Annotated in this window: 14 protein-coding genes and 1 riboswitch; of the genes, 10 read left to right on the top strand and 4 right to left on the bottom strand. The window is 67.2% G+C overall.

Features of this window, described 5'->3' with window-relative positions; all coding sequences use genetic code 11:
• Positions 1–37: 37 nt before the first annotated feature.
• From F5544_RS21225 to ligD, 8 genes are all read left to right on the top strand, one after another.
• Complete coding sequence (locus tag F5544_RS21225; RefSeq protein ID WP_167474810.1) at positions 38–448, top strand: hypothetical protein; 411 nt, start codon at positions 38–40, stop codon at positions 446–448.
• Positions 449–517: 69 nt separating this feature from the next.
• Entirely contained in the window at positions 518–1,162 is a 645-nt protein-coding gene (locus F5544_RS21220; RefSeq protein ID WP_167474809.1) for a TetR/AcrR family transcriptional regulator, read from the top strand.
• Positions 1,163–1,193: 31 nt separating this feature from the next.
• Positions 1,194–1,362: riboswitch (M-box (ykoK) riboswitch) on the top strand.
• A gap of 240 nt (positions 1,363–1,602) precedes the next feature.
• On the top strand, positions 1,603–2,322 hold the full coding sequence (locus F5544_RS21215; protein WP_167474808.1) for an MgtC/SapB family protein: 720 nt from the start codon (positions 1,603–1,605) through the stop codon (positions 2,320–2,322).
• Positions 2,319–4,055, top strand: coding sequence for an ABC transporter permease (locus tag F5544_RS21210; RefSeq protein ID WP_167474807.1), 1,737 nt, complete (start codon positions 2,319–2,321; stop codon positions 4,053–4,055). Before F5544_RS21215 ends, F5544_RS21210 begins: the two co-directional genes overlap by 4 nt.
• Positions 4,056–4,107: 52 nt before the next feature.
• Positions 4,108–5,448, top strand: a complete 1,341-nt coding sequence (locus F5544_RS21205; protein ID WP_167474806.1) for an AAA-associated domain-containing protein — start codon at positions 4,108–4,110, stop codon at positions 5,446–5,448.
• Positions 5,449–5,614: 166 nt separating this feature from the next.
• The gene (locus tag F5544_RS21200; protein WP_167474805.1) at positions 5,615–6,013 is read left to right on the top strand and encodes a cold-shock protein; all 399 of its coding nucleotides are present in this window, start codon (positions 5,615–5,617) and stop codon (positions 6,011–6,013) included.
• Positions 6,014–6,258: 245 nt separating this feature from the next.
• Positions 6,259–7,359, top strand: a complete 1,101-nt coding sequence (locus tag F5544_RS21195) for an ATP-dependent DNA ligase (RefSeq protein WP_167474804.1) — start codon at positions 6,259–6,261, stop codon at positions 7,357–7,359.
• Positions 7,356–8,354 (top strand): non-homologous end-joining DNA ligase, encoded by a 999-nt coding sequence (gene ligD / locus F5544_RS21190; RefSeq protein ID WP_167474803.1) that lies wholly within the window; start codon positions 7,356–7,358, stop codon positions 8,352–8,354. The genes F5544_RS21195 and ligD overlap by 4 nt, the downstream gene beginning before the upstream one ends.
• Here the strand turns inward: ligD and F5544_RS21185 are convergent.
• Positions 8,351–9,055, bottom strand: coding sequence for a hypothetical protein (locus F5544_RS21185; protein ID WP_167474802.1), 705 nt, complete (start codon positions 9,053–9,055; stop codon positions 8,351–8,353). The genes ligD and F5544_RS21185 overlap by 4 nt on opposite strands.
• A 246-nt stretch (positions 9,056–9,301) precedes the next feature.
• Here F5544_RS21185 and F5544_RS21180 point away from each other — a divergent pair, with 246 nt between their 5' ends.
• On the top strand, positions 9,302–9,652 hold the full coding sequence (locus tag F5544_RS21180; RefSeq protein WP_167474801.1) for a hypothetical protein: 351 nt from the start codon (positions 9,302–9,304) through the stop codon (positions 9,650–9,652).
• Positions 9,653–9,682: 30 nt separating this feature from the next.
• Here F5544_RS21180 and F5544_RS21175 read toward each other — a convergent pair whose 3' ends face one another.
• The 3 genes from F5544_RS21175 to F5544_RS21165 all read right to left on the bottom strand — a co-directional run bounded on the left by F5544_RS21175 (position 9,683) and on the right by F5544_RS21165 (position 12,240).
• On the bottom strand, positions 9,683–10,312 hold the full coding sequence (locus tag F5544_RS21175) for a TetR/AcrR family transcriptional regulator (protein ID WP_167474800.1): 630 nt from the start codon (positions 10,310–10,312) through the stop codon (positions 9,683–9,685).
• A complete protein-coding gene (locus F5544_RS21170) occupies positions 10,296–11,441 on the bottom strand; it encodes an acyl-CoA dehydrogenase family protein (RefSeq protein WP_167474799.1) in 1,146 nt (381 codons plus the stop codon). The genes F5544_RS21175 and F5544_RS21170 overlap by 17 nt, the downstream gene beginning before the upstream one ends.
• 121 nt (positions 11,442–11,562) lie before the next feature.
• Positions 11,563–12,240 (bottom strand): TetR/AcrR family transcriptional regulator, encoded by a 678-nt coding sequence (locus tag F5544_RS21165; protein ID WP_167474798.1) that lies wholly within the window; start codon positions 12,238–12,240, stop codon positions 11,563–11,565.
• Positions 12,241–12,410: 170 nt separating this feature from the next.
• Between F5544_RS21165 and F5544_RS21160 the strand changes: the two genes are divergently transcribed.
• Positions 12,411–13,409, top strand: coding sequence for an alpha/beta fold hydrolase (locus F5544_RS21160; RefSeq protein ID WP_167474797.1), 999 nt, complete (start codon positions 12,411–12,413; stop codon positions 13,407–13,409).
• Positions 13,410–13,416 lie beyond the last annotated feature (7 nt).

Here is a 13,416-nt window from a genome sequence, read left to right as displayed (position 1 = left end):
GTATTCGCTCCATCGGACTCGAAAGAGATGATGCACCATGCTGCTTCCGTCGAAGAAGACCGTCGCCGCCACCCTGACCACCGTCGGCGCTGTCGGCGCCGCGCTGGTGTGTACCGCACCCGCCGCGCCCGCCGCCGTCACCTCGATCACCATCACCCCCGGGATGAGCTTCGGCAGCTCGTCGCAGTACGGCACCGGCTGCAGCTACACCGCCACCGCCAACGCGACACCGGGTGACGTCATCGGATTCTTCGACCCCACCGGCAGTTTCGACCCGTCCGGCTGGGTCACCGTCTCCGACTCCGGTTCGGTCACCGCCACCTGGCGGCCCGCCGTCCCCGGCAACCACACCCTCTACGCGGTCCGCAGCACCGGCGAATACGTGCAGACCAGCGTGGCCGTCGGCACCGGCATCAACCTCGGCCCCGCCTGCGTGGTGCCGTCCTGACGAGAGGTTCGGTCGGCGCGCCAGGCCCTGTCTCGAAGTCCGGTCGATACAGGGCCTTAATGTAGGCGAGTGCAGACAGGTCAGGATTCAGCCGACGGGGGTCCCCGCATCTGGGGTGGGACCACGCTCACCGAGCGCAGGGAGGCCCGCCGGGCCGCGCTGCTGGAGGCCGCGCTCGACCTGATCGGGGAATCCGGCGCGAGCGGGGTCACCATGCGCGCGGTCTGCCGCAGATCCAACCTGACCGACCGCTATTTCTACGAGAGCTTCGCCAGCCGCGACGAACTGCTCGACGTGCTGTACCGGCAGGTCGCCGACGAGTTCCTGGCGCCGATGACGGCCTTCGCGGCCACCGACGATCCGGCGCGGGACCGGCAGCTCTCGGAGATCCTGGTCGACAAGGTGCTGGCCGACCCGCGCAAATCCCGACTGTTCCTGGTCGAGCCCTATTCCAGCACCGGGCTCGGGCAGACGACCATCGCGGTGATGCCGGTATTCACCCGGTTGATGCAGGACCACCTGTTCGCGCACATCCAGGATCCGGTGCGGCGCAGGCTGGCCGCGGTCACCATGGCAAGCGGCAATGCCGGCATGTTCTCGGCCTGGCTGAACGGCTCGCTGCGGGCGAGCCGGGATCAGATCGTCGACCACTACGTCGCGACGCTCACCATCTATCGCGCTCTGTACCAGGACCAGGCCCCCGATTTGCCATGACACGCGGCGGGGTGTTTACTCGCTGACGCAAGGTGCTCATCGTTCGCTGAGGCTCCTGCACGGATACAGGCCAGCGACCCCGAACGTCGAGAGACGCCCCGGGTCAGGACAGGTCTCCCCGGCCTAAGGGGTGACTCCGATTGGCTCCCATCCCCGGGTTCACGCCGTGCAGTGCCAAAGGTCTTACGAGGAAGCCGTCAAGCGTTCGTCGAGATTTCCCGTTCCTCGGATACGGTAGGCGCACGCGACCACCATGATCGACAAGCGCGCGGCACGATCGGAAGTTTTTGAGGAGGTGAGCCGGATGACCGGCGGTGATAGTCCCAGATCCCTGTTTGCCAACAATTCACCTGGCGACACCTTCGTAGCTCGCGACGGGGCGCATACCCGCCCGTAATCTGCTGTTTCGACGGTGCGCACATCATTCGGGAGAAAGCGTCATGTCAACAGTCGAAATGGTGCTGCGGCTGCTCACCGGCGTCGGCCTCGGTACCGCGATCGGTTTCGAACGCCAGTACCGCGCCCGCGGTGCCGGACTGCGTACCAATGCCCTGGTGGCCGCCGGCGCCACCCTGTTCGTGTTGTTGTCCGCCAACGGTTTCCAGGGCAACGATGCGGACCCCACCCGGGTGGCCGCCCAAATCGTCTCCGGCATCGGCTTTCTCGGCGCCGGTGTGATCATCCGCGACGGGCTCAACGTGCGCGGGCTGAATACCGCTGCCACACTGTGGTGTTCGGCCGCGGTCGGCGCGTTGGCCGGTGCGGGCATGTACAGCACCGCGCTCGCGGGCACCGTCGCGGTGGTCGCGGTGAATATCGCGCTGCGGGCCGCGGGCCGGGCCGTCGACCGCAATCCGGTATCCACCGAGGAGCAGGCCGCCAGCTATGTATTCGTCGCGGTGACCAACGACGACAACGAGGCACATGTGCGCGCATTGCTGGTACAGGCGTTGACCCGCACCGATTTCCGCCTGGTCTCGGTGTCGAGCGCGAATACCGATAAACCCGGCCGGGTGGAGGTGCGCGCCGAACTGGTCGGCGATCAGCGCGACGACCGGCAGATGGAATCCGCGGTGAGCAGGCTCAGCCTGGAACCGTCGGTGACCAGCGTCGGCTGGCACACCTCGGTGAACGAGAAGGCGGGCGGGTCCCAGGCATGACGCTGCTGCGCTCCTACCCCTCCCGCGACGCGCTCGACCGCCCGCGCGCCAGGATCGCCGATGCCGTGGTGTTCACCGGCGCCGCGGTGCTCGTCTATGTGATCGTGCGACTGTCCGCGGGCGCCGCCGTGCCGTTCGACGCGAACACCGCTCCCGCAACGGTTTCCACCGATATCTCGGAGCTGCCCTACTATGCGGCGCGCTCGCTGCTGCGGATGTTCGCGGCGCTCGCGCTCTCGATCGTATTCACCTTCGTCTACGCGACGGCCGCCGCCCGGCTGCGGCGGGCGCGGCTGATCATGTTGCCCGCCTTGGACATTCTGCAGTCGGTGCCGGTGCTCGGCTTCCTGTCCATCACCGTCTCCGGGTTCATCGCGCTGTTCCCCGGATCGCAGCTGGGCCTGGAATGCGCGTCGATCTTCGCGATCTTCACCGCGCAGGCGTGGAATATGACCTTCGCCTTCTACTACAGTCTCATCGCCCAGCCGCGCGAACTCGACGAGGCCGCGCGCAACCTGAGATTGTCGCGCTGGCAACGATTCTGGCGGGTGGACGCGCCGAGCGGGATGATCCCGCTGGTTTGGAACGGCATGATGAGCTTCGGCGGCGGCTGGTTCTTCCTCGTCGCCTCCGAGGCGATCAGCGTGAACAACAATAATTTCGCGCTGCCCGGCATCGGCTCCTTCGTGGCGACGGCCAGCGCCGACAAGGATCTCGGCAAGGTGTTCATCGCGATCGGCGTGATGATCGTCATGGTCGTCGGGGTGAACTTCTTCTTCTGGCGCCCGCTCACCGCATGGGCCGAGCGGTTCCGGGTCGAGGAGTCGGAGGCGGCCGAGGCGCCGCGCAGCCTGGTGCTGAACCTGTTGCGCCGCTCCACCATTCCGACGCTGCTCGGCCGGGTGCTCGGCCCGGTCGTCGCGCCGGTGGACCGGGTGATGAGCGTCTTCGGGCTGGCCGAACATCCGCTGCGCACCTCACCGGCGCGCCGCAGGGCGGGCGATATGGTCTTCGCGGCGGTGATCGCGGCCGGAATCGTCTGGGGCGCATACCGGGTCGTCACCTATATCGCGTCGACCGCGGGCTTCGGCGAGGTGCTGCACGCCTTCGGGCTCGGCTTCATCACCCTGCTGCGGGTGGTGGTGCTGCTGATCTTCGCGACCGCGGTCTGGGTGCCGATCGGCGTTTGGATCGGGTTGAACCCCAAGGTGTCCCGGCTCGCGCAGCCCGTGGTTCAGGTGCTGGCCAGCTTCCCGGCCAACTTCCTGTTCCCACTCGTCGCGGCCGTTCTGGTGTGGAGCGGCGCGAGTTTGAACTGGGCCTGTGTGCTGCTCATGGCGCTCGGCGCGCAGTGGTACATCCTGTTCAACGTCATCGCCGGCGCCAGCGCGGTGCCCAACGATCTGCGCGAGGCCGCCGCCAACCTGCAGCTGCCACGAAAACTGTGGTGGCGCAGGCTGATTCTGCCCGCCATCTTCCCCAGCTACGTCACCGGCGGCATCACCGCCGCCGGTGGGGCGTGGAACGCGTCCATCGTGGCCGAGGTGGTGGAGTACGGGTCGACCACGCTGGTCGCCGCCGGACTCGGCTCCTATATCAAACAGGCCACCACGGCCGGTGATTCGCCGCGCATCCTCATCGGGGTGCTCGTCATGAGCATCTTCGTCGTCGTCATCAACCGGGTCTTCTGGCGCAGGCTCTACGCGCTCGCACAGCGGCGGTACTCGCTGTGACCGCGCGAATCGGGCTGTTCGCCAAGCATTTTCGTTCGACAGGAGGTCTCACATGACGGCAACGACCACCACCGGCGAGGTGTTGCTCGATATCGCGGGCGTCGGCAAGCGGTTCACCGGCGCGGCGGGCGATGAGCTGCGCGTGCTCGACGGTATCGATCTGCAGCTGCGCAGCGGTGAAATCGTCGCGCTGCTCGGGCGTTCCGGCTCCGGCAAGTCGACCCTGCTGCGCATCATCGCCGGGCTCATCGCACCCTCCGACGGACAGGTGCGCTACCGCGGCGGACTGCTCAACGGCGCCAATCCCGGTGCGGCGCTGGTATTCCAGTCCTTCGCGCTGATGCCGTGGCTGACCGTCCAGGACAATGTGGAGCTCGGGCTGGCCGCACGCAACGTGCCGCCCGCCGAGCGGCGCAGGCGGGCGCTGGCCGCGATCGACATGATCGGCCTCGACGGCTTCGAAACCGCTTATCCCAAGGAGCTTTCCGGCGGTATGCGGCAGCGGGTCGGATTCGCGCGGGCGCTGGTGCTCGAGCCGGATCTGCTGCTGATGGACGAGCCGTTCTCCGCGCTCGACGTGCTCACCGCCGAGAATCTGCGCACCGAGCTGGTGAACCTGTGGGCCACCGACGATTTCCCGACCAAATCGGTGTGCATCGTCACGCACAATATCGAGGAGGCCGTGCTGCTCGCCGACCGAGTGCTGGTGCTCGGCTCGAATCCCGGCCGCATCATCGCCGAAGTGCCGGTGCCGCACGCGCGTCCGCGCGACCGGCGGGCGCCCTGGTTCGAATCGCTGGTCGATCAGATCTACGGACTGCTCACCGGTCGCGATACCGAACCCGTTGTGCCGGAACCGGATAAGGCCACCCCCACCGCGCAGCCGCTGCCGGAGGCCTCGGTCGGCGGGCTGGCGGGTCTGGTCGAGCTGGTGTACGCCAAGGGCGGTCGCGCCGATCTGCCGGATATCGCCGACGAGCTGAATTTCGAGATCGACGATCTGCTGCCGCTCGTCGACGCCGCCGCCATGCTCGATTTCATCACCGTCGAATCCGGCGACCTGATCCTCACCGATATCGGCGCCCGCTTCGTCACCGCCGATATTCAGGAATCCAAGCAGATCTTCGCCGAACAGGCCCGCCACCGCGCGCCCCTGGTCCGCACCATCTGCAAGGGGCTCACCGGATCCCGCGACGGCTCGCTGCGCGCCTCCTTCTTCCTCGACCTGCTGCGCCGCGGCTTCTCGCCCGACGACGCACGCCGCCAGCTCGACCTGGCCATCGACTGGGGCCGCTACGCCGAGTTGTACGACTACGACACCGATTCCGATCAGATCACCGCCGATCCCGCCGCGAATGTGTTCGAGGCGGTGCGCGGCAAGTGGGCGTCTTGAACCGGGGATCGTCGCGATTTCGGACCGGTTCCATTCGATCCGTTGCGATTTCAACGCGCAGGCGGTGATACCGCCGCCGCGGCCGCCCGGCAAAAGACGTTTTCCCGCAACGGATGCGATAACGAGGGTTAAAGTGACCCAGTAGCGCGACGGCGACGAGGAGCGGGTGTTGGTGTCCATCGGGAAATTGGTGTCGTTCGACAGCTCTCGGGGATTCGGATTCATTCGGCCCGAGGATGGCGGGCCCGATGTGTTCGTACACGTCAACGACATCGGGTTGGACGAGGACGAACTACGCCAGGGCAGAGTGTTCGAATTCGATGTCACCGAGGGCGATCGCGGGCCGAAGGCGATCAACCTCAGCATTGTCGGCGGTCAACCGGCCATCCCCCTTACGCGCCACAAGAAGGACAAGAATTCCGGTCAGCTCTCGGCGACCGAGCACAAGCGGCTCATCACCGAACTGCTGCTGGATGCCAGCCCGGCCCTGACGGCCGGCGAGATCCTCACCATCCGCGACCGGCTCACCGCCTTCGCCGACCAGCACGGCTGGCTCGACGGGTAGTCCGCAACCGACCAACTCGACCAGCCACGTGCATGCCGAGTCGACAACCGATTTCGTGAGCACATGGGTAACTCATCGGGGACGGGCTGACCCGACCACCGCGAATCTGTCGGCCGCCCGCGATATTCTCGCGGCACACGAGCCTGGCCTGAAACCGCGGAGAGGCGGACCAGCTCGGAGCCCACCGATGAATCGGCAGCACGCACGCCGTCTTTCCTGGTGAGGACAATTCCGAAGGAGGATCCGTGGATCTACCGGTGCAGCCGCCCGTCCGGCCGATGCTGGCCAAATCCGCGCCCGCGGTGCCGCGGGAGCCGGGGCTGAGCTACGAGCCGAAGTGGGATGGTTTCCGCTGTGTCGTCTTCCGCGACGGCGACGAGGTCGAACTCGGTTCCCGCAACGATCGCCCGCTCACCAGGTATTTCCCGGAGGTCGCCGAACTGCTGAAGCAGGCGCTGCCGGAGAAATGCGTTGTCGATGGGGAAATCGTGGTCGTCACCGAACAGGGCCTGGATTTCGACACGCTGCAGAATCGGCTGCATCCGGCCGCGTCCAGGGTGAACAAGCTGGCCAAGGAGACGCCGGCCAGCTTCGTAGCCTTCGATCTGCTCGCCCTCGGCGACCAGGACCTCACCGGTGCGCCGTTCAGCGAGCGCAGGCGGCTGCTCGAGACCATTCTCGACACCGAACTGGCCCGCGTACATCTCACGCCCATCACCCAGGACCCCGATGTGGCCGAGGACTGGTTCACCCGCTTCGAGGGCGCGGGCTTCGACGGTGTGATGGTCAAGGCGAACGACCTGGAGTACCTGCAGGACAAGCGGGTGATGCTGAAGGTCAAACACGAGCGCACCGCCGACTGCGTCGTCGCGGGTTTCCGCTGGCACAAGGACGGCGAGGGCGTCGGTTCGCTGTTGCTCGGCCTGTTCGACGACGAGGGCAATCTGCATCACGTCGGGGTGGCGAGCAGTTTCACGGCGGCCCGCCGCAAGGAGTTGGTCGAGGAGCTGAAACCGTTGCGGGAGAACGCGCTCGACAATCATCCGTGGCGCGACTGGGCCGACGCGGCCGCGCAGGCGAAGGCCGACGGCAAGATGCCGGGCGGGGTCAGCCGGTGGACCGGCGGCAAGGATCTGTCCTGGGAGGCGCTGCGCCCGGAGCTCGTGGTCGAGGTCCGCTACGAACATGTGCAGTCGGGGCGGCTGCGCCACGGCGGCAGGCTGGTCCGCTTCCGCACCGACCGCACGCCGGAGTCCTGCACCTACGCGCAGCTGGATGAGGTCGCGCCCGCCGAGCTGGCCACTATCTTCGCCGAGGCGCGCGCCGATGCGGTGGCCCGGCGATGACCGAATCGATCGATATCGAGACCGACGGCCGCGTCGTCTCGATCAGCAATCCGGACAAGATTTACTTCACCAAGCGCGGCGAAACCAAACTCGATTTGGTGCGCTACTACCAAGCGGTCGCGGAACCGTTCCTCGGCGTGGTTCGGGACCGGCCGCTGCTGCTGGAGCGCTATCCCGATGGCGCGTCCGGTAAATCGTGGTTCCAGAAACGGGTTCCGAAATCGGCGCCGGAGTGGCTGCACACCGTCGAGGTATCCACCCCCAACGGCACCACCAGCGATGCGCTCGTCGCGCACGATCTGGCGCACATCCTGTGGGCGGTCAATCAAGGCTGTCTGGGATTTCACGTGTGGCCCAATCGAATTCAGGATCTGAAGATCGCCGACGAACTGCGCATAGACCTGGACCCCTCCCCCGGCATCTCCTTCGACGACCTGAAACACGCGGCGGTGCTCACCCGGGAATTGTTCGCGGAGTTGGGCATCGATTCGCGGATCAAAACCTCCGGATCCCGTGGCCTGCACATTTATGTCGCGCTGGAGCCGAATTGGGATGGTTATCAGGTCCGCGCGGCGGCGGTGGCATTGGCCAGGGAGCTGGAGCGCAGGCATCCGGACCGGATCACCGCGCAATGGTGGAAAGAGGAGCGCGGTGCCCGCGTCTTCATCGATTTCAACCAGAATGCCCCGCACAAAACGGTTTTCGGCGCGTGGTGTGTGCGGCCGAAGATCGGTGCGCAGGTGTCGACACCCATTTCCTGGGACGATTTGGATGCCATTGTTCCGGAGGATTTGACCATCGCGACGGTTCCGGCGCGGCTGGCCGAACTCGGCGATCCGTGGGCCGATCGCCCGCCGCAATCGATCGCGCCGCTACTGGAAATGTCGGAACGCGATATGGCCGCCGGACTCATGGACGCGCCGTGGCCGCCGCAATATCCGAAAATGCCGAACGAGCCGCCGCGGGTGCAGCCGAGCCGGGCGAAGAAGGGCTAGAGTTCGGTCCACGGCACCCACATGGCATTGCGGCCCTGCCCCTCGCAGACCAGGGCGCGGCCGTCGGTGGTGCGGGCCGATTTCTGCGCGGAGGGATCGCAGCTGGTCCCGGTCTGCTGCACGCCGCTGGCCACGGCGTACGGGCCCGCCCACTTGTAGCCGCCGTTCACCCCGGAGCTGAACAGGCATAGCAGGGTCGAGCCGTCGGCGGCGGTGCCGATCAGGCCGACCTGTGCCTCGGTGCAGGTCTGTCCCTTCACCGGCGTTCCGGTGGCCGCGGCCGTCGTCGTCGCCGGGGTCGGGGTCGGGGTGGCGGCGGCCGACGCCGTCGTCGTGGCCGGGGTGGCGCGCACCGTCGGCTGGACGGTCTCCGAGACCGCGGCCGATCTGTCGGCGCGATGCAGGAAATCGCGCAGCGCGGTACCGCCGAACATGACGAGCGAGACAATTGCGCCCACCTCCATCAACCCGATCAGCAGTGCGAAGGACGCCATCGCGCGCCCGCGTGGATGACCGAAGGCGATCATGCCGAACACGATCGCCACCGGGAACAGGCCGAGCAGGGCCCCGACCAGCGCGACGATCGCGTAGGGGTTCACGATCGGCGCGCCGTCCTCTTCATAGCGCGCCCGGTCACGGCGCTCGGATTCGCGCTCGACCTCCGGCCAGCGGTCACTGTCCCAGCGTTCGGTCCGTGTCATGCCAGGTCCCTCTCACATCACCAACACACGCAGGAACCTCGGACTCGACCGAACCCCGCCCCGCTTCCCGACCCACAATAGGGGCGAATCGCACATATCAGCGGTGAAAATAACGAACCCTGAACAATTGCTCGCGAATTTCTCGCCGACGAGCCATTCTGATGTCGAAGAGGAATAACTGATCATGTGCCGCGCGTGCGCCGGATCGGTAAGCCGGAGCGCCGCGAATCCGATACAGGAGGATCCATGCTCGGTAACACCAATTCGGCCGCGGAGTCCGACGCCTGGCACGCCCAAGCCGGCGACCTGCTCAATGACAATTACAACGTCCCCGGGCTCGTGCTGTGCGCGCTCGGCGTCGTCGGCATGGCGTGCACGCTCACCGCCGCCGGATACGGATTCGACGGCTGGACCCAGGTCGGCGCGATCCTCACCGCGGCGCTGTGGATCGCGGGCATCGGCGCACTGCTCGTCGAGCATCGCCGCGAGGAGCTCATCGAGCGCCGGTACGGCAGGCAGGGGCATGCGCCCGGACATTTGCAGCCGGTTCGCTACAGCGCCGAACCGCCCGGAAAGCATGCCCGCGAACTGATCTGATTCCGCACCGAACGCATCGGCCGCGGGCGTTCAGCGCCCGCGGTCGACCTTCGGCAGCGATTGGGTCACCAGCGTCATCAACATGTCGGCGAGCAGTTCGTGCACCTGTTCCCTGGTCAGGGTGCGGCGGGTGATCCATTCCCGCCCGGCCACTTTCACCAATCCGCCGTAGGCGCGGACCAGCGCGCGCAATTGCGCGCCGTGTGCCGAATCCGCCCGGCCGACCATCAGCAGCAGACGTTCGGCGGCCGCGTCGTCGGCCGCGTCCAGGATCTGCTGCACCTCCGGATCGTCGCCGACGCCCTCGTGACTGGTCACCTTCACCCAGGTGCTGCCGTGTTCGGCGATGGTGTCCAGCAGCCAGTGCACACTTGCGTCGACTCGTTCGCGGTCGGTGCCGGTCGGCACGATCATGTCGTCGAGCCTGGGCAGCGTCACCATGCGGCGCACCACAGCCAGGTAGAGGTCGCGTTTATTGCCGAAGTAGTGGTTGATCAGGCCGCGCGCGACACCCGCCCGCTGGGCGAGTTCGGCGGTCGAGACCGCGGCATACGGTCGTTCGCCGAACATGTCGATGGCGCAGGCGAGGATCTGCGCGCGGCGCTCGTCGGGTTCGAGCCTGCGCCTGCGCGCGCCGTTGGTTTCAGAGGGAGCGGGCAATGAGATCCTTCATCACCTCGTTGCTGCCCGCCAGGATGCGCAGGACGCGGGCGCCGGTGTAGAGCTGAGAAATCGGGTACTCCGTCATGTAGCCGTAGCCGCCGAACAGTTGTAGGCAGCGATCGACAACAATACCCAGTTGATCGGTGAGCCAGTACTTCGACATCGCGGCCGTGGGAATATCGAGCTCGCCGCGCAGGTGTTTACCGATGCAATCGTCGAGGAAGATGCGGCCGACCTTCGCGATCGTCGCGCATTCGGCGAGTTCGAATTTGGTGTTCTGCATGGCGAACAGCGGTTTGCCGAATGCCTCGCGGCCCTTGGTGTATTCGACGGTGAGCCGCACCGCCTGCTCGGTCATCGCCACCGCGATGATCGCGGTGACCAGGCGCTCCTGCGCCAGCAGCTGCATCATCTGATAGAAGCCCTGGCCCTCCGCCGCGCCGAGCAGGTTGCTCGCGGGCACCCGCAGGCCGTCGAAGAACAGTTCGGCGGTGTCCTGCGCCTTGCCACCGATCTTGTTCAGGATCCGGCCGCGGGTGAAACCCGGTGTGTCGTCGCCCACTTCGGCGAAGATGAGCGAGACGCCCGCCGCGCCCTTCGTCGGATCGGTCTTCGCGGCGATGATGATGCCGTCGCAGAGCCAGCCGTTGGTGATGAAGATCTTCGAGCCGGTGATCACGTACTCGTCGCCTTCGCGCACCGCGCGGGTCTTGATGTTCTGCAGATCGGATCCGGTACCCGGCTCGGTCATCCCGATCGATAGCACCATCTCGCCGCTGGCCGCCTTCGGCAGCACCCGCCGCTTGAGTTCCTCGGAGCCGAACTCGTTGAGGTAGGGCGCGATGATCGCGCTGTGCACGGGCATACCGAGCGAACCGTCGCCGGCCAGGGACTGTTCCTCGATGATGGCCGCCTCGTGCGCGAAAGTGCCGCCACCGCCGCCGTATTCGGCCGGGATCGCGGCGCACAGCAGGCCGAGTTCGCCCGCGCGGTTGTACAGTGCGCGATCCGGATGCCCCTGTGCGACGAATTTCTCCTCGTGCGGGACGACTTCCTTTTCGAAGAACGTCCGCGCCAGCTTGCGTACTGCCTCGACCTCGTCGTCACTCCACGCGGCGCGTGCCATCTGCCCGTTCCTTCTGTTCGACGCCCGGCATCGACGCCGGTTCCATCATCAGATTCGCGCACTATTGGCAGCATGTCAACAACCGCGCGACACGTCGGCGCCGCGACCGGTTCCCGGCGGGTCAGCTCGCGGATTCGGCTCGGTTCACCGCGGCCAGCGAGGTGAGGATCGGGGTGTCCGGGTCGGCGGCTATGCCCTGCCCGCGCAGGAAACCGTCCACCAGCCCCCAAACGAATTCCGTTGCGCGGTCCACGAATTCACCCGCGCTGCGCCGATGCTCCGGCTCACCGAGCCACAGATCGGTGATCGAGACGACCACGCCGACCACCGCCCTGGACAGATAATCGATGCCGTCGCTGTCGATGGCGACGGCGGCGGCCACCTCGCGCGCCTGTTTCGCGAAACGGCCAGCGGCCGCGCGGCCCACATCGAACTGCGGCAGCGAACCATCCGCCCTCGGCGTCATCTGCGCCTGGGCCAGGAAGCGGAAAACGTTGGGATGCAGCAGAATGCTATCCGCGTACCCGCTGAGCACCCGGCGCAGCGCGGCGCGCGGCGGCTGCAGCACGAGCGTGAGATCGGCGGCGGCGGTGACCAGTTCGCCCATGCGGCGGCCGATTTCGGTGTAGAGATCGGCCTTGTCGGTGAACTGCCGGTAGAGGCGCGGCTTGGTGATGCGCGCCTCGCGGGCGATATCGTCCATGCTCGGCCGCGGGCCGTCGCGGTCGATCACGCGGATCGCCGCGTCGACGATCTCCGCACGGGTGATCGTCGCGGATCTGGCATTGACGCGGGACACGTCCGCAGCTTACACGTACCGCCGGTACGGTCGGCTCGCGGCGAATGGCGTGAGCTACGCCATATTTTCGTGTCGGCCGCCGCCATTGCACCCGGATGATCGTACTGTCAGTATCGGAAAACGTACCGGCGGTACGCAGCGCGGCCGCATCCGCACGACCGAGGCATCCGATGAACGCAGCATCGCACAGCGATTCCCCGACCGGCGGTGACCGGGCGCCCGGCGCGAGCACCGCGCCGCACGATCCGGCCCGCGAGACGCCGCGCCCGGACCGGCGCTGGACGGTTCAGGGCGCAGGCGGTGAGCTGGCCGTCTTCGAATGGGGCGAGGCCGCCGCCGAACCGCTGGTGCTGGTGCACGGGCTCACCGACACCCACCGGGTCTGGGCCACCGTCGCGGCGCTGCTGTCCGACGGATTCCGGGTGATCACCTATGACGTGCGCGGGCACGGACGTTCGGCCGGGTCGCCGGACCCGGCGGCGTATCGGCTCGACCATCTGGCCACCGATTTCTTCACCGTCATCGATGCGGCCAGCCCGCGCCGCCCGGTACACGCCTGCGGTCACGGCTGGGGTGCGGTACAGCTGTGGGAGGCGGTGTGCGATCCGCGCGCCAATACCCGGATCGCCTCGTACACCGCGATTTCCGGGCCGAACCTCGACCACCTCGGGCTGTGGCTGCGCGCCGCGCTGCCGCGGGCGCGCCGCGTCGTCGGCGATCCGGCCGCCTGGCTCGGCCTGGCCAAATGGGCATTGACTCCGAAACCCGTTGTGCTGCGGCGCTTCTACACGCCTCGGGTGCGCACCTGGCTGGTCGAGCGGCTCGGCGGTATCTCCCCGGTACCCGCGCGCATCGCCCCCACCTGGTACGCCGATGCCGTCGCGGGCGCCAGGATCGCGCACGCCAACCTCACCCACCATCTGGGGCATCCTCGGTTGCGGCGCACCGCGGTTCCGGTCCAGCTGCTGGTGAACACCACCGACATCCTGGTACCGCCCGCCGCGTACGACTGCTCGGACCGCTGGGTGGATCGGCTGTGGCGCAACGCGGTTCCGGCCGACCACTGGCTGCCGGTGACCGAACCGCTGCTGGTGGCCGAGGCGCTGGCGAATTTCATCGACGATCTGCGCGCCGACCGGGCCGCGATCTCCCCGCGCCGCCGCGCCTGAACGGGTA

The sequence above is a fragment of the Nocardia arthritidis genome (assembly GCF_011801145.1).
Taxonomy (GTDB): Bacteria; Actinomycetota; Actinomycetes; order Mycobacteriales; family Mycobacteriaceae; genus Nocardia; species Nocardia arthritidis_A.
Note: the sequence above shows the minus strand (reverse complement) of the source record. Positions and strands in the feature narration are given on the sequence as shown.